The organism is Streptomyces sp. CY-1, from assembly GCF_047218265.1.
Classification (GTDB): Bacteria; Actinomycetota; Actinomycetes; order Streptomycetales; family Streptomycetaceae; genus Streptomyces; species Streptomyces niphimycinicus.
Genome location: NZ_CP178393.1, coordinates 1483383 through 1501432, shown reverse-complemented (window position 1 = coordinate 1501432; position 18050 = coordinate 1483383). Strand labels below are relative to the sequence as shown.

At 70.8% G+C, this 18050-nt stretch carries 16 protein-coding genes; 10 read left to right on the top strand and 6 right to left on the bottom strand.

What is annotated here, in order from left to right; translation table 11 throughout:
• The first annotated feature begins 62 nt into the window (after positions 1 to 62).
• The 4 genes from ACK1X7_RS06230 to ACK1X7_RS06215 are packed head-to-tail and all read left to right on the top strand — an operon-like array spanning position 63 to position 4173.
• Positions 63 to 2762 (top strand): nitrate- and nitrite sensing domain-containing protein, encoded by a 2700-nt coding sequence (locus ACK1X7_RS06230; protein ID WP_385152941.1) that lies wholly within the window; start codon positions 63 to 65, stop codon positions 2760 to 2762.
• Positions 2759 to 3187, top strand: a complete 429-nt coding sequence (locus tag ACK1X7_RS06225; RefSeq protein ID WP_078645849.1) for a roadblock/LC7 domain-containing protein — start codon at positions 2759 to 2761, stop codon at positions 3185 to 3187. Before ACK1X7_RS06230 ends, ACK1X7_RS06225 begins: the two co-directional genes overlap by 4 nt.
• Positions 3188 to 3203: 16 nt before the next feature.
• Entirely contained in the window at positions 3204 to 3599 is a 396-nt protein-coding gene (locus tag ACK1X7_RS06220; RefSeq protein WP_385152938.1) for a DUF742 domain-containing protein, read from the top strand.
• Positions 3580 to 4173, top strand: a complete 594-nt coding sequence (locus tag ACK1X7_RS06215) for a GTP-binding protein (protein WP_385152935.1) — start codon at positions 3580 to 3582, stop codon at positions 4171 to 4173. The genes ACK1X7_RS06220 and ACK1X7_RS06215 overlap by 20 nt, the downstream gene beginning before the upstream one ends.
• 73 nt (positions 4174 to 4246) lie before the next feature.
• Here ACK1X7_RS06215 and glpK read toward each other — a convergent pair whose 3' ends face one another.
• From glpK to ACK1X7_RS06195, 4 genes are all read right to left on the bottom strand, one after another.
• Positions 4247 to 5779, bottom strand: a complete 1533-nt coding sequence (gene glpK, locus ACK1X7_RS06210; RefSeq protein ID WP_385152932.1) for a glycerol kinase GlpK — start codon at positions 5777 to 5779, stop codon at positions 4247 to 4249.
• 14 nt (positions 5780 to 5793) lie between these two features.
• Complete coding sequence (locus ACK1X7_RS06205) at positions 5794 to 6558, bottom strand: MIP/aquaporin family protein (RefSeq protein WP_385152929.1); 765 nt, start codon at positions 6556 to 6558, stop codon at positions 5794 to 5796.
• Between the two features lie 245 nt (positions 6559 to 6803).
• Positions 6804 to 7994 carry a lipid-transfer protein gene (locus ACK1X7_RS06200; RefSeq protein ID WP_413114745.1) on the bottom strand — a complete coding sequence of 397 codons (1191 nt, stop codon included), beginning with the start codon at positions 7992 to 7994 and terminating at the stop codon, positions 6804 to 6806.
• Entirely contained in the window at positions 7991 to 8440 is a 450-nt protein-coding gene (locus ACK1X7_RS06195; RefSeq protein ID WP_385152923.1) for a Zn-ribbon domain-containing OB-fold protein, read from the bottom strand. Before ACK1X7_RS06195 ends, ACK1X7_RS06200 begins: the two co-directional genes overlap by 4 nt.
• A 127-nt stretch (positions 8441 to 8567) precedes the next feature.
• Between ACK1X7_RS06195 and ACK1X7_RS06190 the strand changes: the two genes are divergently transcribed.
• From ACK1X7_RS06190 to ACK1X7_RS06175, 4 genes are all read left to right on the top strand, one after another.
• A complete protein-coding gene (locus ACK1X7_RS06190; RefSeq protein WP_413114744.1) occupies positions 8568 to 9716 on the top strand; it encodes an ABC transporter ATP-binding protein in 1149 nt (382 codons plus the stop codon).
• Positions 9717 to 9807: 91 nt separating this feature from the next.
• Positions 9808 to 10989 (top strand): ABC transporter substrate-binding protein, encoded by a 1182-nt coding sequence (locus tag ACK1X7_RS06185; RefSeq protein ID WP_413114743.1) that lies wholly within the window; start codon positions 9808 to 9810, stop codon positions 10987 to 10989.
• A 1-nt stretch (position 10990) separates the two neighbouring features.
• Positions 10991 to 11836, top strand: a complete 846-nt coding sequence (locus tag ACK1X7_RS06180) for an ABC transporter permease (protein ID WP_385152914.1) — start codon at positions 10991 to 10993, stop codon at positions 11834 to 11836.
• A 47-nt stretch (positions 11837 to 11883) separates the two neighbouring features.
• Positions 11884 to 12696, top strand: a complete 813-nt coding sequence (locus ACK1X7_RS06175; protein WP_385152911.1) for an ABC transporter permease — start codon at positions 11884 to 11886, stop codon at positions 12694 to 12696.
• A gap of 3 nt (positions 12697 to 12699) precedes the next feature.
• On the opposite strand, the gene ACK1X7_RS06170 is transcribed toward ACK1X7_RS06175, so the two are convergent.
• Positions 12700 to 13500: a M15 family metallopeptidase gene (locus tag ACK1X7_RS06170; RefSeq protein ID WP_413116851.1), complete on the bottom strand. Its 801-nt coding sequence runs from the start codon at positions 13498 to 13500 to the stop codon at positions 12700 to 12702.
• 121 nt (positions 13501 to 13621) lie between these two features.
• On the opposite strand from ACK1X7_RS06170, the gene ACK1X7_RS06165 reads away from it, so the two are divergent.
• Together ACK1X7_RS06165 and ACK1X7_RS06160 are read left to right on the top strand one after the other, a co-directional pair.
• Positions 13622 to 13867, top strand: a complete 246-nt coding sequence (locus ACK1X7_RS06165) for a hypothetical protein (protein WP_208521121.1) — start codon at positions 13622 to 13624, stop codon at positions 13865 to 13867.
• Positions 13854 to 15446 carry a serine hydrolase domain-containing protein gene (locus ACK1X7_RS06160; protein WP_390794648.1) on the top strand — a complete coding sequence of 531 codons (1593 nt, stop codon included), beginning with the start codon at positions 13854 to 13856 and terminating at the stop codon, positions 15444 to 15446. The genes ACK1X7_RS06165 and ACK1X7_RS06160 overlap by 14 nt, the downstream gene beginning before the upstream one ends.
• 39 nt (positions 15447 to 15485) lie before the next feature.
• On the opposite strand, the gene ACK1X7_RS06155 is transcribed toward ACK1X7_RS06160, so the two are convergent.
• Positions 15486 to 17918, bottom strand: coding sequence for a glycoside hydrolase family 31 protein (locus ACK1X7_RS06155; RefSeq protein ID WP_413114742.1), 2433 nt, complete (start codon positions 17916 to 17918; stop codon positions 15486 to 15488).
• Between the last annotated feature and the right edge of the window lie 132 nt (positions 17919 to 18050).

Genomic DNA, 18050 nt, shown 5'->3' with positions numbered 1-18050 from the left:
GCCGCTCGTTGTCGGAACTCGGAACACCGCCCCCGCGATCCGGGGTTGACGTTAGGGAGGCCATGCGCTTTCGCGGTAAGTCCATCCGCAGGAAGATCGTGGCGCTGTTGCTGGTGCCGCTCATATCGCTGACGGCGATATGGGCCTTCGCCACGGTGATCACCGGTCGCGAGGCGATCCAACTGCTGGACGCGGCCGACATCATCGACAAGGCGGGCCAGCCGGCCGAGGACGCGGTGCACGCCGTCCAGAAGGAACGCCGGCAGACGCTCATCCTGCTGGCCGATCCGCGGCAGTCGGACGCCCTGCCCGTGCTCCACTCCCTACAGCGCAGAACCGACCAGGCCATCGACAAGCTGCGGGCCGCCGAGTCGGACGGCACGACGCACGGCAAGATGAACGACGACTCCGAGGAACAGCTCGACAACATCCTCAAGGCCGCCGACGGGCTGGACAGCCTGCGCCGCAAGGTCGAGGACGACGGCATTTCCTCGACCCAGGCATATGAGTATTACAACAAGCTCGTCGACCTCTGCTACACCTTCCGCAGCTCCCTCCACGCGGTGCCCGACACCGACCTCGACAAACAGGGCCGCGCGCTGGTCGCCATGATCCGCGCCCGGGAGGCGCTCTCCCGCGAGGACGCGCTGTATGTCTCGGCGCTGACGGCGCGCAAGATGACGATGGCGGACCTCCAGGCGATGTCCGACCTCATCGCCGAGCGCACCCTGCTCTACGAGATCAACCTGCCGATCCTCCCCGACTCCGAGCAGAAGGTCTTCGCCGACTACCGGCGCACCAACGCCGCCCCCGCCGCCCTGCGGGTGGCCGAGGGCAAGGTCCTCTCCTCGATGGACCCCGCCACGGCCATCAGGGCCCTGGACCAGGAGCACTGGGAGGCCGCGGCCCATCCCGTCCTCAACGACTACGACCGGCTGGGCGACGAGGCCACCGACCGGCTCAAGAAGCGCATCGACCCGGTGGCCAGCAGCGTGTTGCTGAAGGCGGGGATCGCCGGCGTCCTCGGCCTGATCGCGCTCATCGTCTCCATCTTGGTCTCGTTCCGGATCGGCCGCAGCCTGGTCCGCGATCTGTCCCGGCTGCGCAGGGACGCCCAGGAGGTCTCCAGCGTCCGGCTGCCGAGCGTGATGCGCCGCCTCGGCGCGGGCGAGCAGATCGACGTGGAGACCGAGGCACCCCGGCTGGACTACGGCCCCGATGAGATGGGCCAGGTGGGCCTGGCCCTCAACACCCTCCAGCGGGCCGCCGTCGAGGCCGCCGTCAAACAGGCCGAACTGCGCCAGGGCGTCTCCGAGGTCTTCGTCAACCTCGCCCGCCGCAGCCAGGTGCTGCTGCACCGTCAGCTCACCCTCCTGGACACCATGGAGCGGCGCACCGAGGACACCGACGAGCTCGCCGACCTGTTCCGGCTGGACCATATGACCACCCGTATGCGGCGGCACGCCGAGGGCCTGGTCATCCTCTCCGGCGCCGCCCCCTCCCGGCAGTGGCGCAAGCCGATCCAACTGATGGACGTCGTGCGCGCGGCCGTCGCCGAGGTGGAGGACTACGAGCGGATCGAGATCCGCCGGCTGCCCCGGATCGCGGCCGTCGGCCCGGCCGTCGGCGACCTCACCCACCTGATCGCCGAACTCCTGGAGAACGCGACCGTCTTCTCGCCGCCGCACACCGCCGTCCAGGTGCACGGCGAGCGGGTCGCCAAGGGCTTCACCCTGGAGATCCACGACCGGGGCCTCGGCATGACGCCCGACGCGCTGCTGGAGGCCAACCTCCGGCTCGCCGAGACCCCCGAGTTCCAGCTCTCCGACACCGACCGGCTCGGACTGTTCGTGGTCAGCCGGCTCGCCCAGCGGCAGGGGGCGCGGGTCTCGCTCCAGCCCTCCCCGTACGGCGGCACCACGGCCATCGTGCTCATCCCCTCCAATCTGCTCACCGACGAGGGCGGCCGGGGCGAGACCGAGGACCGCGACAGCGCCGGGCGCGACACCGGCGGGCGCTTCGCCGACACCGCGCGGCGAGGCGTGGGCGACGTACGGCTCGGGCCCGTGGATGAGGCCGAGCCGGCCTCCCAGCTCGCCTCCCTGACCTCGTCCCTCGCACCCGAGGCTCACGAGGGCGCCGACGAGGACGAGGAAGTGGGCGGGATCTTCCGGGCCCGCGGCCTGAAGGCGCGTCAGCCCGGACGCACCGGGCCCGCCCCGTCCACCGTGGAACAGCATCAGCAGACTCCGGACGGCCCGGACCCGGCATCGGACGGCGGCCCCGCGCCGCTGCCCCGCCGGGTCCCGCCGGTACTGGTCGCCGACCACGGCCGGCCGGTCGAGGGCACGTCCGGCGGACGGCAGACCCGTTCGCAGGGCCCGGGACAGCCGTCCTGGGCCGACCGCTCCGAACGCCAGGGCCAGGACCAGGCCCAGGGCCGAAGCCAGGGCCCGCGGCGCACGGGGCCGGAGCGCAAGGGCCCGGAGCAGAGCCCGGTACCCACCCAGCGGGCGGCCTCCGGCCTCCCCAAGCGGGTACGGCAGGCCAGCCTGGCCCCGCAGTTGAAGCACGACCCCGCACCCCCGGACGAGGCGGACCGAACCGCTGCCGAGATCGATCCCGAGCGCGAAGCCGAGCAGGCGAGGGCCACCATGGCCTCGCTCCAACGGGGTTGGCAGCGCGGTCGGCGGCAGTCGGCCACCGGATCCGGCGGTGCGGACGCAAGCCCGGGAACCACACATGAGGGGGACGGTCGATGACCGCATCGAACGCCGCAGCATCCAACGGCTCGCCGAACGGATCGGGCGAACTCAACTGGCTGCTCGACGAACTGGTCGGCAGAGTGGGCAGCATCCGCAAGGCGCTGGTGCTCTCCGGGGACGGGCTCGCCACCGGCGGCTCACGCGATCTGTCCCGGGAGGACGGTGAGCATCTGGCCGCCGTGGCCTCCGGCTTCCACAGCCTCGCCAAGGGGGTCGGCCGCCACTTCGACGTCGGCCGGGTCCGTCAGACCATCGTCGAACTCGACGACGCCTTCCTGTTCGTCACCGCGGCGGGCGACGGCAGTTGTCTCGCCGTACTCGCCGACGCCGACTCCGATGTGGGCCAGATAGCATACGAGATGACGCTGCTGGTCAAGCGGGTGGGCGTGCATCTGGGCTCGGCTCCGCGCTCCAGCGGGTGACGGAGGCCGGGGGAAGATGAGCGGAGACCCGGAAGGCGTCGCCCGGTGGTTCGACGACGCGGCGGGACCGGTGGTCAGACCGTATGCGATGACGCGGGGACGCACCCGCAGCGCCGCGGAGGGCAAGCTGGATCTGATCGCGGTCGTCGTCGCCGACAGCGCGAACCACCGGACCGTCGCCGACCAGATGTTGTCCCCGGAGCACATCGACATCGTCGAGCTGAGCCGGGACAGTCCGCAGTCCGTCGCCGAACTGGCGGCGGAGCTCGACCTTCCGATCGGCGTGATCCGTGTGCTCATCGGCGATCTGCTCCACGCCGCACTCGTCCGAGTGTCGCGGCCCGTACCTCCGGCGGAACTGCCGGACGAGAGGATTCTGCGCGAGGTGATCAATGGGCTACGGGCACTCTGACCTGGTCCGCCCACATGTCGTCGAACCGGTCACGCTGAAGATACTGGTGGCGGGCGGCTTCGGGGTGGGCAAGACGACCCTGGTGGGGGCGGTCAGCGAGATCAGGCCGCTGCGCACCGAGGAACTGCTCACCGAGGCGGGCCGGCCGGTCGACGACATCGCGGGGGTGGAGTCCAAGACGACCACCACCGTCGCCATGGACTTCGGGCGCATCACGCTCCGCGAGGACCTGGTGCTGTATCTGTTCGGCACTCCGGGACAGGACCGCTTCTGGTTCCTGTGGGACGAGCTGGCCACCGGCGCGCTGGGCGCGGTGGTGCTGGCCGACACCCGCCGTCTGGAGGACTGCTTCGCCGCCATCGACTACTTCGAGCGGCGGGACATCGCCTTCACCGTGGCGGTCAACTGCTTCCAGGGCGCCGACCGCTATCCGGAGGACTCGGTGCGCGACGCGCTGGACCTCGACCCGGGCACCCCGGTCGTCCTGTGCGACGCCCGGGAGCGCGAGTCGGTCAAGCATGTGCTGATCTCGGTGGTGGAGCACGCGATGCTGGCCACCGCGCCCAGGGCCTGACCGCGCGGCACGGCCCGTACCCCGCCGTCCGGGGTACGGGCCGCCGTTCGCGGGCGAGGGCACCGTACGCGGCTCAGGAGCCCTCGGCCCGCTGCTCTTCCCTGTGCCAGCCGAGGCTGCGCTCCACCGCCATCCGCCAGTTGCCGTACTCGCGCGTCCTGTCCTCCTCGGACATCCCCGGGGTCCACTCGGTGTCCCGCTTCCAGTGGGCCCGCAGCTCGTCGAGGTCCTGCCAGGCGCCGGTGGCCAGCCCCGCCGCGTACGCCGCGCCCAGGCAGGTGGTCTCGGCGACCACCGGGCGGATCACCGGGACGCCCAGCACATCGGCCTGATGCTGCATCAGCAGGCCGTTCGCGGTCATTCCGCCGTCGACCTTGAGCGAGCTGATCCGCACCCCGGAGTCCTGGTACATCGCGTCGACCACCTCGCGGGTCTGCCAGCTCGTCGCCTCCAGGACGGCACGGGCCAGATGCGCCTTGGTGACATATCGGGTGAGGCCGGTGATCACGCCACGGGCGTCCGAGCGCCAGTACGGGGCGAACAGACCCGAGAAGGCCGGGACGATATACGCCCCGCCGTTGTCGTCCACGCTGGCGGCGAGCGGCTCGATCTCGTCGGCCGAGCGGATGATGCCGAGCTGATCGCGGAACCACTGCACCAGCGCCCCGGTGATCGCGATCGATCCCTCCAGGCAGTAGACGGGCCGCTCACCGCCGAGTTGGTAGCCCATGGTGGTCAGCAGCCCGCTCTTGGACGGCACCGGGCGGTCACCGGTGTTCAGCAGCAGGAAGCTGCCGGTGCCATAGGTGTTCTTGGCCTCGCCGACGCCGTAGCAGGTCTGGCCGAAGACGGCGGCCTGCTGATCGCCGAGCGCGGAGGCCACCGGCACCCCGGCCAGTTGCCCGACCGCCGTGCCGTACACCTCGGCGGATGAGCGGATCTCCGGGAGCATCGCCTCGGGCAGGCCCATGGCGGCCAGGATCGAGCTGTCCCACTGGAGGGTCCGCAGATCCATCAGCAGTGTGCGTCCGGCGTTGGTCACATCGGTGACATGCACTCCGCCGTCGGTGCCGCCGGTGAGGTTCCAGATCAGCCAGGAGTCGATGGTGCCGAAGGCGATCTCGCCCTGCTCGGCCCGGTGGCGCAGCCCGGGGACCTGTTCCAGCAGCCAGGCGGCCTTGGGCCCGGAGAAGTAGCTGGCGAGCGGAAGTCCGGTGGTGTCCCGGAAGCGGTCCTGTCCCACCTCGCCACCGAGTTGGTCGCACAGTCCGGAGGTGCGGGTGTCCTGCCAGACGATCGCGTTGTGCACCGGTTTGCCGGTGCGGCGGTCCCACAGGACCGTCGTCTCGCGCTGGTTGGTGATGCCCAGCGCGGTGAGCTGGTCGGCCCGCAGCCCCGCCCTGGCCAGCGCACCGGCCACCACGGCCTGCACCTTGGCCCAGATCTCGGTGGCGTCGTGCTCGACCCAGCCGGGCTTGGGGAAGATCTGGCGGTGCTCGCGCTGGTCGACGGCGACGATCGCGCCGTCGTGGTCGAAGATGATGCAGCGGCTGGAGGTGGTGCCCTGGTCGATCGCGGCGACGTAGGTGTCCGTCGGCTGCGGCATGGCGTCTCCTTCGGTCAGAAGGCTGCGTTGAAGACGAGACCCGCCAGCACGGCCCCGATCAGCGGGCCCACCACCGGGACCCAGGCATAACCCCAGTCCGAGGTGCCCTTGTTGGGGATGGGCAGCAGGGCGTGGGCGAGGCGGGGCCCGAGGTCGCGGGCCGGATTGATGGCATAGCCGGTGGGCCCGCCCAGGGAGAGGCCGATGCCGACCACCAGGAACGCGACGAGCAGCACGGAGATGCCCGAGCCGAGGACCACGGTGCCGCCGCCGTCGGCGACCGGGCCGATCCCGATGCCGTCGACCTTGCCGAACGCGAGCAGCGGCAGCACCAGCGCGGCCGTCGCGATGATCTCGGTGGCGAGATTGGCCACCGGATTCCGGATCTCCGGAACGGTGGCGAAGACCCCGAGCGTGGGCAGGGCGTTCTTCCCGTCCGCGTTGGCGGCGAACTGCGCGTAGTACAGCGCCCAGGCCAGCACCGCGCCGATCACGGCGCCGATGAGCTGCCCGAGGATGTAGAGCGGCACCTTGTCCCAGTCGCCGGTGTCCACGGCGACGCCCACGGTCACCGCCGGATTGAGATGGGCTCCGGACAGCGGGGCCGCGGTGTACGCACCGGCCATGACGCCGAAGCCCCAGCCGAAGGCGATGACGATCCACCCCGAGTCCTTGGCCTTGGAGTGGTTCAGCGTGACGGCGGCGCATACGCCCGCCCCGAAGAGAATCAGTATCGCGGTGCCGATGACCTCACCGGTGAAGATGTCCCCATTGCTCATGTCGGCTCCTAGGACCTCGCCCGGGGCGGGTGGCCCCGGTCCTCCGTGCTGGGTCGTTTCGAGCGTGCGGGTGCATCGGAATCGCCCATGGGGGTGAACGTCGAAAGAGCCTGCGCGCGGCGACGCCGACTGACACCGCAGCAGTGTTCACCGGTGGTCAGGGGGCGTCAAGGTGATGAACGGCAACGGTGTTCGTGACAACCGTAAGGACGTCGCCCTGGTACCGGCGCGCCCTCGGGCACCGTTCAGCGCACCGCGACGACCGACGAGCCATGCCCGAACAGCCCCTGGTTCACGGTGATTCCGGCGCTCGCCCCCGCCACCTGCCGCTCGCCCGCCCGGCCCCGCAACTGCTCGGTCAGCTCGCACACCTGGGCGATGGCCTGCGCCGGAACCGCCTCCCCGAAGGAGGCCAGCCCTCCGCTCGGATTGACCGGAATCCGCCCGCCCAGCGCCGTCGCCCCCTCGCGCAGCAGCTTCGCGCCCTCCCCGGGCCCGCACAGCCCGAGGTCCTCGTACCACTCCAGCTCCAGGGCGGTGGACAAGTCGTACACCTCGGCCAGCGACAGATCCTCCGGCCCAAGACCCGCCTCCTCGTACGCCGCCCGGGCGATGGAGGGCCGGAACGGATCGGAGGCGGGGGAGCCCGGCGGGGCCGAGTCGGTGGCGATGTCCGGCAGATCCAGCGCGGTGCGCGGATAGGTGGGGGAGACGGACGAGACGGCGCGGATCCGCACCGGGCGGCTCATCCCGAGCCGTCGCGCCGTCTCCATGCTGCCGAGCACCAGCGCCGCCGCCCCGTCGGAGGTCGCGCAGATGTCCAGCAGCCGCAGCGGATCGGCGACCACCGGGGACGCGGCGACCTCCTCGGCGGTGAGGGGGGAGCGGTAGCGGGCGTACGGATTGGCGGCGCCGGCGGCCGCGTTCTTCACCTTCACCCGCGCGAAGTCCTCCGCCGTATCGCCGTACAACGCCATCCGGCGGCGGGCCCAGAGCGCGAAATAGGCTGGGTTGGTGGCGCCCAGCACCCGGAAGCGCAGCCAGTCCGGATCGTCCGGCCGCTCACCGCCCGCCGGGGCGAAGAACCCCTTGGGCGCCGCGTCGGCGCCCACCACCAGAACCGTGTCCGCCATCCCGGACAGGATCTGGGCGCGGGCGGTGTCGATGGCCCGCGCACCGGACGCACAGGCCGCGTAGACGCTGGTGACCCGGGCGCCCTGCCAGCCCAGCGCCCGGGCGAAGGTCGCGCCCGCGACCTGCCCGGGATAGCCGCAGCGCACGGTGTTTGCACCCACCACGGACTGGATCGCGGACCATTCGAGCCCGGCGTCCGCGAGCGCGGCCCGCGCCGCCTTCGTGCCGTACTCCACGAAACTGCGGCCCCACTTCCCCCACGGATGCATCCCGGCGCCGAGCACCGCCACCTCACCGGTCATGACGCCTCCCCGCCGACGGGCCGCCAGTGCCAGGTGGTGAGGGCGCGCCCGCCCTCCTCGCCCAGCACCCCGGGCACCACCTCGACCTCCATCCCGACGGCCAGATCGGCCACGGTCAGCCCGGGGGCGCCCTGCCCCAGCACCACCATCCGCTCGGCGGCCAGCTCCACGGCGAGCAGTGTGTACGGCCGCCACTCGCCCTCGGGTCCTGACGGATAGGGGGCGGGCGGCCGGTAGCGGCCGTCGGTGTAGGACCACACCCGGCCGCGCCGGGACAGCGGCACCTCCGCCAGCTCGGTGCCCGCGCAGCCCGGGGCCCGGCAGAAGACGTCCTCCCGCGGGAAATACACCGCCCCGCAGCCCCGGCAGCACGTCCCCAGCAGCCGGAACTCCCCGCCCTCGGAGCTGAACCACCCGTCGACCACGGGCACACGCGTGGGGGACACGGCCCCTCCCGATACCTGGTAACTGACGATGTGTCAGAAGTGTGGCACGGGGACCGCAGTGCGCGTAACCCCGGTACAGTGACCGCGATCACGGTCCTGATCAGCCGAAGGGCGAGGGGAGCGGTCGGTGGCGGAGACGCAGACGCAGACGCAGGCCCGGGCCACGACGCGGACCGGCCCGGCCGTCCGGCTCGAGGCCGTCACCAAGGACTTCGGCACGGTGCGCGCGGTGGACGCCGTCGACCTCACCGTCCACCAGGGCGAGTTCTTCACCCTGCTCGGGCCCTCCGGCTCCGGGAAGACCACTTTGCTGCGGCTGGTCGCGGGGTTCGAACAGCCCACCGGCGGCCGTGTCGAACTCGCCGGCGACGACGTCACCGCGACCCCGCCCAACCGCCGCGATGTGCACACCGTCTTCCAGGACTACGCGCTCTTCCCGCAGATGAGCGTCGAGCAGAACGTGGCCTACGCCCTGACCGTGCGCGGCGTCCGCAAGGCCGAGCGGCTCGCCCGCGCCCACGAGGCGCTGACCACCGTACGGCTGGACGGCTTCGCCGCCCGCCGCCCCGCCGAGCTCTCCGGCGGCCAGCGCCAGCGCGTCGCCCTCGCCCGCGCGCTGGTCGACCGTCCCGCCGTGCTGCTGCTCGACGAACCGCTCGGCGCGCTCGACCTGGCGCTCCGGCAGGAGATGCAGACCGAGCTGAAGGAACTTCAACGCACCACCGGCATCACCTTCCTCCTGGTCACCCATGACCAGGACGAGGCGCTGACCATGAGCGACCGCATCGCCGTGGTCCGCGACGGCCGCATCGAACAGACCGGCCCGCCGGTCGAGGTGTACGAACGCCCCGCCACCGCCTTTGTCGCGGGCTTCGTCGGCACCACCAACCTGCTGCGCGGCGAGGCCGCGGTCCGCGTCGTGGGCCGTCCCGGCACCTACTCCATCCGGCCCGAGCGGATCCTGCTCACCGACCCCGCCGAAGCGTCCGCCCGGGAGCCCGCCGAAGCGTCCGCCCGGGAGCCCGCCGAAGCGTCCGCCCAGGAGTCCGCCGAAGCGTCCACTGAAACGTCCGCAGACGGCCGGCGGACCGTCACGGGGCGCATCACCGATATCGTGCACGCCGGGGCGCACACCCGCTTCACGATCGTGCTTCCGCACGGCGACCGGCTCACCGTGCACCGCCAGAACCTCACCGGACTCCCCGAATCCGCCCGCCCGGACGGCGAGATCGGGCTCTCCTGGGACGAACGGGACGCCTTCCCCGTACCGAGTTGACCTTGTCATTGCCGACGGCACCCTGGCGGGGCCATACCGACCGCCTGATACTGGCCGAGCCTCAAGTGCCAAGCGGGACGAGGAGGACCGGATGCGGAAACGGAAGATGTCTGCGTGGAGGTCCGCGGCCGCCATCTGCGCGCTGCTGCTGACCGCCGCCGGATGCGGCTCCGGAAACGACGACGACAAGGGCGGCCACGCACCCGACAAACTCGGTAAGGGCGAGGGCAAGGTCAACATCATCGCCTGGGCCGGCTACGCCGAGGACGGCTCCAACGACCCCAAGGTCGACTGGGTCCACCCGTTCGAGAAGAAGACCGGCTGCCAGGTGAACACCAAGACGGCCGGGACCTCCGACGAGATGGTCTCGCTGATGAAGACCGGGCAGTACGACACGGTCTCCGCCTCCGGCGACGCCACCCTGCGCCTCATCGCCTCCGGCGACGCGGCCCCCGTCAACACCAAGCTGGTGCCGAACTACAAGGACATCTTCCCGGCCCTCAAACAGCAGCCGTTCAACTCCAAGGACGGCCGGATGTACGGCATTCCGCACGGCCGGGGCGCCAACCTCCTGATGTACCGCACCGACAAGGTCACCTCCGCGCCCGACTCCTGGCGCGCCGTCTTCGACGACGCCGCGCGGTACGACGGCCATGTCACCGCCTACGACTCGCCCATCTACATCGCCGACGCCGCGCTCTATCTGATGAGCGCCAAGCCCTCGCTCGGCATCAAGAACCCCTACGCGCTCGACCAGAAGCAACTCGACGCCGCCGTCGCTTTGCTGAAGAAGCAGCACCAGGCGGTGGGGGAGTACTGGAGCGACTACCAGAAGGAGATCACCGCCTTCAAGGGCGGCGACAGCGTCATCGGCACCACCTGGCAGGTCATCGCCAACCTCACCAAGGCCGAGAAGGCCCCGGTCAAGGCGGTGCTCCCCAAGGAGGGCGCCACCGGCTGGTCCGACACCTGGATGGTCTCCGCCAAGGCCGAGCACCCCAACTGCGCCTACGAATGGCTCGACTGGATCGTCTCGCCCAAGGTCAACGCCCAGGTCGCCGAGTACTTCGGCGAGGCTCCGTCCAACCGTAAGGCGTGCGCCGAGACCGCCGCCCCCGACCACTGCGCGATCTTCCACGCGGACGACGAGAAGTACTTCCAGCGCGTCCACTTCTGGACCACGCCCATCAAACAGTGCCTTGACGGCCGTAAGGACGCCGACTGCACCGACTACGCCCAGTGGACCAGGGCCTGGACGGAGGTCAAGGGCTGAGATGTCCGCCGCGCCCACCCCAGGCTCGCGGCTGCGGCTGACCGCCCTCCTCGCCCCGCCCCTGCTCTGGCTGACCCTGGCCTATCTGGGCTCGCTCGCCATCCTGCTGCTGTCGGCCTTCTGGGCCACCGACTCCTTCACCTCCGATGTCGTCCACACCTGGAACACCGACAACTTCCATGAGCTGCTGACCACCCCCGTCTACCGCACCATCGCCCTGCGCACCCTGTCCATCGCGGCCGCCGTCACCCTCGTCGACGCGCTTCTCGCCCTGCCCATGGCCTTCTTCATGGCGCGGGTCGCGGGCCGGCGCTGGCGGCGGCCGCTGCTGGTCGCCGTGCTCACCCCGCTGTGGGCCGGCTATCTGGTCAAGGCGTACGCCTGGCGGGTCATGCTCGGCGAGAACGGCGTGGTGGGCGCCGCCCTCGCCCCGTTCGGGCTGCACGGCCCCGGCTACGGCACCACCGCCGTCGTCATCGTCCTCGCCTACCTCTGGCTGCCCTACATGATCCTGCCGGTGTACGCGGCCCTCGAACGGCTTCCCGAGCGGATGCTGGAAGCCTCCGCCGACCTCGGCGCCGGCGCCTGGCGCACCCTGCGCTCGGTCGTCCTGCCCGTCGTACGCCCCGCCGTGCTCGCCGGATCCGTCTTCACCTTCTCGCTCAGTCTGGGCGACTACCTCACCGTGCAGATCGTCGGCGGCAAGACCCAGTTGCTGGGCAATGTCATCGCCTCGCAGGTCACCCTGGACCTGCCGATGGCCGCGGCGCTCTCCGCCGTGCCGGTGGTCCTCATCGTCTGCTATCTGGCCGCCGTACGCCGTGCGGGCGCCCTCGACTCGCTCTAACCGCTCGATTCCCTCTGACCGCTTCAGTCGCTCCAGGAGGTGGACCCATGCGCATCTCGCGCACCGCCCGCGTGGCCCTCGGCTGTGTCACCGCGGCCGGCCTCGCGATCGTCTACGTCCCGCTGTTGCTGGTGCTGCTCAACTCCGTCAACACCGACCGCTCTTTCGGCTGGCCGCCCAGTGGTCTCACCGGCCGCTGGTGGCGGGCCGCCCTGCACAGTGAGGGTGCCCGCCAGGCCCTGCTCACCTCGCTCAAGGCCGGACTCGCCGCCACCGCGATCGCCCTGGTGCTCGGCACTCTGGCCGCGTACGCCGTCCACCGCCACCGCTTCTTCGGGCGGCGGACCGTGTCCTTCCTGCTCGTCCTGCCGATCGCGCTGCCCGGCATCGTCAGCGGCATCGCCCTCAACGCCGCCTTCCGTACCGTCCTCGACCCGATCGGCATCGGTTTCGGCCTGTTCACGGTGGTCGTCGGGCACGCCACCTTCTGCGTCGTCATCGTCTTCAACAACATCGGCGCCCGGCTGCGCCGTATCGCGCCCTCGCTGGCCGAGGCGTCCGCGGACCTCGGGGCGCGCCCCTGGCAGACCTTCCGGTACGTCACCTTCCCCGCCATGCGCTCGGCGCTCTTCGCGGGCGGACTGCTGGCCTTCGCGCTCTCCTTCGACGAGATCGTCGTCACGACCTTCACCGCCGGGCCCGGCACCCGCACCCTGCCCATCTGGATCTACGAGAACCTGGCCCGCCCCCACCAGGCCCCCGTCGTCAACGTCGTCGCCGCGCTCCTCATCCTGGCCTCCGTGATACCCGTCTACATCGCCCAGCGGCTGTCCTCGGACACCGCGGGGGGACGGCTGTGAGGCTCAGCCGGTCAGCGAGCGGCGCGAGACCGGAAAGTCGAAGTAGGTGTCCGGGAACAGCTCCGGCTTGTAGGTGTAGTGCCACCACTCCTCGGCCAGATTGACGAACCCGAGCTTCTCCAACGTCCCCTTGAGCAGCAGCCGGTTGGTCCGCTGGGCGCCCTTGATCCGCGGATCGAGCGTATGCGAGAGCGTGTCGAAGCAGTCGTACCCGGTCCCCATGTCCACCGAGTTGTCCGGGAAGCGGTCCTTCTTGGCCGCGTAGCACGGCACCAGCTTCTCGCCCGGCAGATAGGGCCGGGTGGGCAGCGCGGGCAGCCGCACGATCGTCAGATCCATGGTGCTGCCTCGGCTGTGCCCCGACTTCTCCGCGATATAGCCGTCCTCGAACAGCCGGGTCTTGTCGACCTCCGGATAGAACTCGCCCTTCATCCGCTGATCGCCCAGGTCCTTGGCCCACTCCACGAAGTCGTTCACCGCCCGCTGCGGCCGATAGCAGTCGTACACCTTCAACGTATAGCCCCGCCGCAGGAGTTGCCGCTGCGCCCGGTGGAGCGCCTCGGCGGCCGGGCGGGTCAGGATGCACATCGGCCGGCGGTAGCCATCCACCGGATCGCCGGTGAAGTTATGCGGCGTGAAGTAGCGGATCTCCTGAAGGATCGTCGGATCGACGTCACCGAGGGCCACAAACTCCTTCGGAGCCTTCGGCTCCGGCTTCGCCTGCGCCGGAGCGGACGGAGCGACGGCCAGCAGAGCGGCAACGGGCAGAGCGAGCGCACGCAGCGCGACGGCGAGTCTTGGCATGCCCATCACTTATCCCACCCCCCAGAACCGGAAACAAGCCACCGCCCACAATTCCCCGGCCCTGCCTCCGTCATGAGCAACTGTAGTTGACTAACCCTATTAGTCAACTACAGTTGCTTGCATGTCCGCCGCCAAGAATCCCCTGCCTCAAGAGCCCGCTGACAGCCTGGCGGCTGTCGTGGCGTTGCGGCGCCTTGCCGATCAACTGGAGGACGCCGCCGTCGAGCAGGCCATGCGAGCGGGCTGGAGCTGGCCGCAGGTCTCCGAGGCACTCGGTGTCACCCGCCAAGCCGTTCACAAGAAGCACGCCAAGCGGCTGATCGCCGCCGGAGTCAAGCTGAGGAGGCGCGGCGATGAGCGCGTTTGACAAGTACCTGCACGCGGTCATCGTGCGGGCGACGCACGAAGTCCACGAGGACGGGTCGGCGACGATCGACGCGCACCATCTCCTGTTGTCGCTCGCCGCCGACCAGGGGTCTACCGCACAGCGGGTCCTGGCCTCGGCCGGGCTCGATCACGCTGCTGTCCGCGAGGCACTGGACCGAGAGTTCGAGCACAGCCTGAGCATGATTGGTGTGTCTCCGGGCGCCTATGACCTTCTCAGGCCGAGTCACGCTTCCCGGCAGCCCAAGTTGGGTGCGTCCGCCAGACTCGCACTGGAGCGGAGCTTCGCCTCCGCCCGCAAGAAGGACCTGGGGTCAGCGCATCTGCTGCTCGGGATCCTGAAGGCTCACATCGGTACCGTGCCGCGCGCGCTCGCCTTGGCCGGTGTCGATCAGGCCGAGTTGGCGGACCGCGTACGGCAGACGCTCAGCGCCCGATCGGGAGCCGAACCAGCCAAGGCTGCGGGCGCCGTATCCGAGTCTGCGCCGGACTCAAAAGCCCAGGGCTACGAGGCGATCCGGCGATTACTTCAGCAAGCCGTGGCTCAAGGCGGCCTTCCCGGCATTCTTGCTGAGGTCCGCGACGGCGACCGGCAGTGGTTCGGGACCGCAGGAGTGGCCGACACCCGAACCGGCCGCGAGCGCTCACAGCAGGACCGGTTCCGGATCGGCAGCATCAGCAAGACGTTCGTGGCCACCGTCGTGCTGCAAATGGCGGCCGAAGGCAGGCTGAGCCTGGATGACACCGCCGAACAGTGGCTGCCCAGCGTGGTCCACGGCCACCACCACGACGGTTCTGGCGTGAACATCAGGATGCTGCTCAATCACACCAGCGGGATCTTCAACTACACCGATGACCAGGAAGAGCTGAACCGTTCCGAGACACACACCCCCGAGTCACTGGTGCGGATCGCCGTATCCCATCCGCCCACCTTCACACCGGGTTCGGGCTGGGCCTACTCCAACACCAACTACATCCTCGCAGGCTTGATCATCGAACGGGCCACCGGCCGCGCGCTTGCCGAGGAGATCGCGGAGCGGATCTCCCGCCCACTCGGCCTGACAGGCACGTACCTGCCGCACGGCAGCGACCCGACGATTCACGGGCCACACTCCCGGCACTACACAAAGCTGTTCCGGACCGACCCCGGCGCGCCGGTCCACGACGCGACCGAGCTCGATTCATCCATGTTCTGGGCAGCCGGCGGCATGATTTCCACCTCCGGTGACCTCAACCGGTTTTTCGGCGCACTGCTTGGGGGCCGGATACTGCCACCGGACCAGCAACACGACATGTTCACCACCGTGCCCACCCGCGACTGGATTTCCAACGCCGCCTACGGACTCGGGGTTTCCTCAGTGCGGCTGCCCTGCGGGGAAACGGTCTGGGGCATGGGGGGTGCGCTCTTCGGATCGTGGTCCTACAGCTACGGCGCTCGTGGCGGCGAACACATGGTCACCGCCAACGTCAACGGCGACTGGTGCGATGGCGGTTGGAAGGACCCCATCGGGATCTTCACCGATCTACTCCAGGCGAAGTTCTGCGGCCGGAGCGGTACCTGAACACCGGCCGCCGCAGAGCGACTCGCGACGCGCACCCCCTCAACTCGTGCGACGCGGCGGCTTGCCCTCCTCCGGGGGTGCCTCGCCCCGTATCCGTACCGGATATCCCACCTCGCCACCGCCCTCCCGCTCTATCGTCAGCGCACCGTCCCGCAGCCGGGTGGCGAACCGCAGCAGCTCCGGCTTCTCCCAGCCGTCGCCCGTCTCCACGGCCAGCGTGCCCGCTCCCGCGCCCTTACGGCCCAGACACGGTGTCCACACCTCCAGCTCCACCCCGCCGTCCGGCCCCGTCACCGGAACCACCGAACCGGCCCGGGCCAGTACCGGGATGCCCGACAGCGGGGCGTCCAGGACCACCTTGCCCGGGCCGCCGTAGGCCCGGCCGGTCACCGTGTCGTACCAGCGGCCGCGTGGCAGCCGTACCGGCCGCCGGCGGGCGCCCTCCTCCAGGACCGGCGCCACCAGCAGCGCGTCGCCCAGCAGAAAGGCGTCCTCGCAGTCGCGCAGCGCGCGGTCCTTGGGGGTCCGCCACCACACGGGGCGGACATACGGGGCGCCGGTGCGCGCGGCCAACTGGGCCAGGGTCGTGAAGTAGGGCATCAGCCGCTGCCGTTCGCGCAGCGCCGCCGTCGCGTGCTCCAGCACCTCCGAGCCGAACTCCCATGGCTCCCGCCGCCCCGCCGTGATCGCCGAATGGGTGCGGAACAGCGGCAGATACGCGCCAAGCTGGAACCAGCGCAGATACAGCTCCGGCGACGGGAAGCCGGTGAAGCCGCCGATGTCGGGCCCCGAATACGGCACGCCGGACAGGCCCAGCCCGATCACCAGCGACAGCGAGGCCCGCAGCCCCGCCCAGCCGGTGGCCACATCGCCGGACCAACTGCCCCCGTACCGCTGGAGCCCCGCCCACCCCGAGCGCGAGAAGAGAAACGGCCGCTCGTCGGGGCGCAGCTCGCACAGCCCCTCGTAGCCGGCCCGCGCCATCGCCAGCGCGTAGACGTTGTGCGCCTCGCGGTGGTCGCCGCCGCGGCCCTCCAGGGCGTGCCGGGCCGAGCGCGGCAGGGTGGTCTCCCCGAAGGCGGCGAACGACACCGGCTCGTTCATGTCGTGCCACACCCCGGAGAAGCCCTGCGCCAGCCGCTCCGCGTACAGCCCGCCCCACCACTTGCGCACCCGTGGATCGGTGAAGTCGGGGAACACCGATTCACCCGGCCACACCACTCCGCGCACCTCACGGCCCCGGGTGTCGCGTACGAAGACGTCATCCGCCGCCCCGCTCGCGTACACCGCGTCGCCCGGCTCCGCCTTCACCGCCGGGTCGACGATCGACACCAGCCGCACCCCGTCCTCGAGCAACTCGGCGGCGAGCCCCGGCAGATCGGGAAAGCGCGCCCGGTCCACCGTGAACACCCGGTGGCCGGCGTAGTGGTCGATGTCCAGATGCAGCACGGACAGCGGCAGATCCCGCTCCCGGTAGCCCGCCACCACCCGGCGGACCTCCCGCTCGTCGTGGAACCCCCAGCGCGCGTGGTGATGGCCGAGGGCCCACCGCGGCGGTACGGCCGGGGCGCCCGTCAGCGCCGTCCAGCCGTGCAGCACCCGCGCCGGGGTGCCCACGATCACCCAGTAGCGCAGCGGGCCGCCCTCCATCCGCGTCCGGCAGCCGCCGGGCCGGTCGTGGCCGGAGCCCGCGCCCTCCTCGCCCTCCCGCAGGGTGACCGAGCCGTCCCAGGAGTTGTCGTGGAACACCAGATGGGTGCCCGCGTCGGCCACCACCAACTGCACCGGCATGGTCAGATACAGCGGATCGTCCCCCGGCCCGAAGCTGCCGCCCGGATCGGTGTTCCACAGCCGGTACACCCCGTCCCGCAGCCGCGGCCCCGACGCCCGTCCGCCGAGCCCGAAGAACCGCGCGTCCGCCGCCACTTCGGACCGCTGGAGCCAGCGCGCGCCCTGCCCACCCGCCCCCGGCTCCAAGGGGCCCGGCGCCCCGGCCGGCTCCCACCAGCGGGGCGGCAGATCCCGCCGCAGCACCACCCCGCCCGGGGTACGCACCTCCACCGTGCCGGTCCGCGACACCATCACCGTGACCCGCTCGGACACCACCCGCCAGCCGCCGCCGGTGTCCGGCTCCAGCTCCGCCCGCTCGTCCGGCTCCGGACAGGGCCCGTCCAGCGCGTACGACGGCTCCGGCTCGGCCCCGTCCCAGCCGCAGAACACCGCGCCACCCGTGGTCACCCGCACCCGCAGCGAGGACCTGGCGAACCGCACCACCCCGCCCCCCGGCTCCGGCTCGGCCCCCTCCACCTCACCCGGCACCCTGGCCAGCTCGGTGCCCCGGCGGGGCAGCCCGACCGCGTCGGAACGCCGACGCCGCCAGGCCGAGCGCAGTGACCGCAGCCCCTGCGCCGTGCAGATCACCTTCATCGACCGCACCAGCTTTTCCGACCGCACCAGGTCACGCGCATCCATACTGATCAGCCTGCCATTGCCGACGCCCGGCAGGGATATGGTTCAACTGCCGTTCACCTGTGGTCCTCGCACATGATCCCGCCCTGTGATGTGGAGTGGCGCCCCTGGTGTCGGAGTCGATCACGTGGCATC

Excerpts from the sequence above, each read along its gene's own strand:
- ACK1X7_RS06230 (WP_385152941.1), top strand. The coding sequence starts at position 63 with ATGCGCTTTCGCGGTAAGTCCATCCGCAGGAAGATCGTGGCGCTGTTG.
- ACK1X7_RS06225 (WP_078645849.1), top strand. The coding sequence starts at position 2,759 with ATGACCGCATCGAACGCCGCAGCATCCAACGGCTCGCCGAACGGATCG.
- ACK1X7_RS06220 (WP_385152938.1), top strand. The coding sequence starts at position 3,204 with ATGAGCGGAGACCCGGAAGGCGTCGCCCGGTGGTTCGACGACGCGGCG.
- ACK1X7_RS06215 (WP_385152935.1), top strand. The coding sequence starts at position 3,580 with ATGGGCTACGGGCACTCTGACCTGGTCCGCCCACATGTCGTCGAACCG.
- glpK (WP_385152932.1), bottom strand. The coding sequence starts at position 5,779 with ATGCCGCAGCCGACGGACACCTACGTCGCCGCGATCGACCAGGGCACC.
- ACK1X7_RS06205 (WP_385152929.1), bottom strand. The coding sequence starts at position 6,558 with ATGAGCAATGGGGACATCTTCACCGGTGAGGTCATCGGCACCGCGATA.
- ACK1X7_RS06200 (WP_413114745.1), bottom strand. The coding sequence starts at position 7,994 with ATGACCGGTGAGGTGGCGGTGCTCGGCGCCGGGATGCATCCGTGGGGG.
- ACK1X7_RS06185 (WP_413114743.1), top strand. The coding sequence starts at position 9,808 with ATGCGGAAACGGAAGATGTCTGCGTGGAGGTCCGCGGCCGCCATCTGC.
- ACK1X7_RS06180 (WP_385152914.1), top strand. The coding sequence starts at position 10,991 with ATGTCCGCCGCGCCCACCCCAGGCTCGCGGCTGCGGCTGACCGCCCTC.
- ACK1X7_RS06175 (WP_385152911.1), top strand. The coding sequence starts at position 11,884 with ATGCGCATCTCGCGCACCGCCCGCGTGGCCCTCGGCTGTGTCACCGCG.
- ACK1X7_RS06170 (WP_413116851.1), bottom strand. The coding sequence starts at position 13,500 with ATGCCAAGACTCGCCGTCGCGCTGCGTGCGCTCGCTCTGCCCGTTGCC.
- ACK1X7_RS06165 (WP_208521121.1), top strand. The coding sequence starts at position 13,622 with ATGTCCGCCGCCAAGAATCCCCTGCCTCAAGAGCCCGCTGACAGCCTG.
- ACK1X7_RS06160 (WP_390794648.1), top strand. The coding sequence starts at position 13,854 with ATGAGCGCGTTTGACAAGTACCTGCACGCGGTCATCGTGCGGGCGACG.
- ACK1X7_RS06155 (WP_413114742.1), bottom strand. The coding sequence starts at position 17,918 with ATGGATGCGCGTGACCTGGTGCGGTCGGAAAAGCTGGTGCGGTCGATG.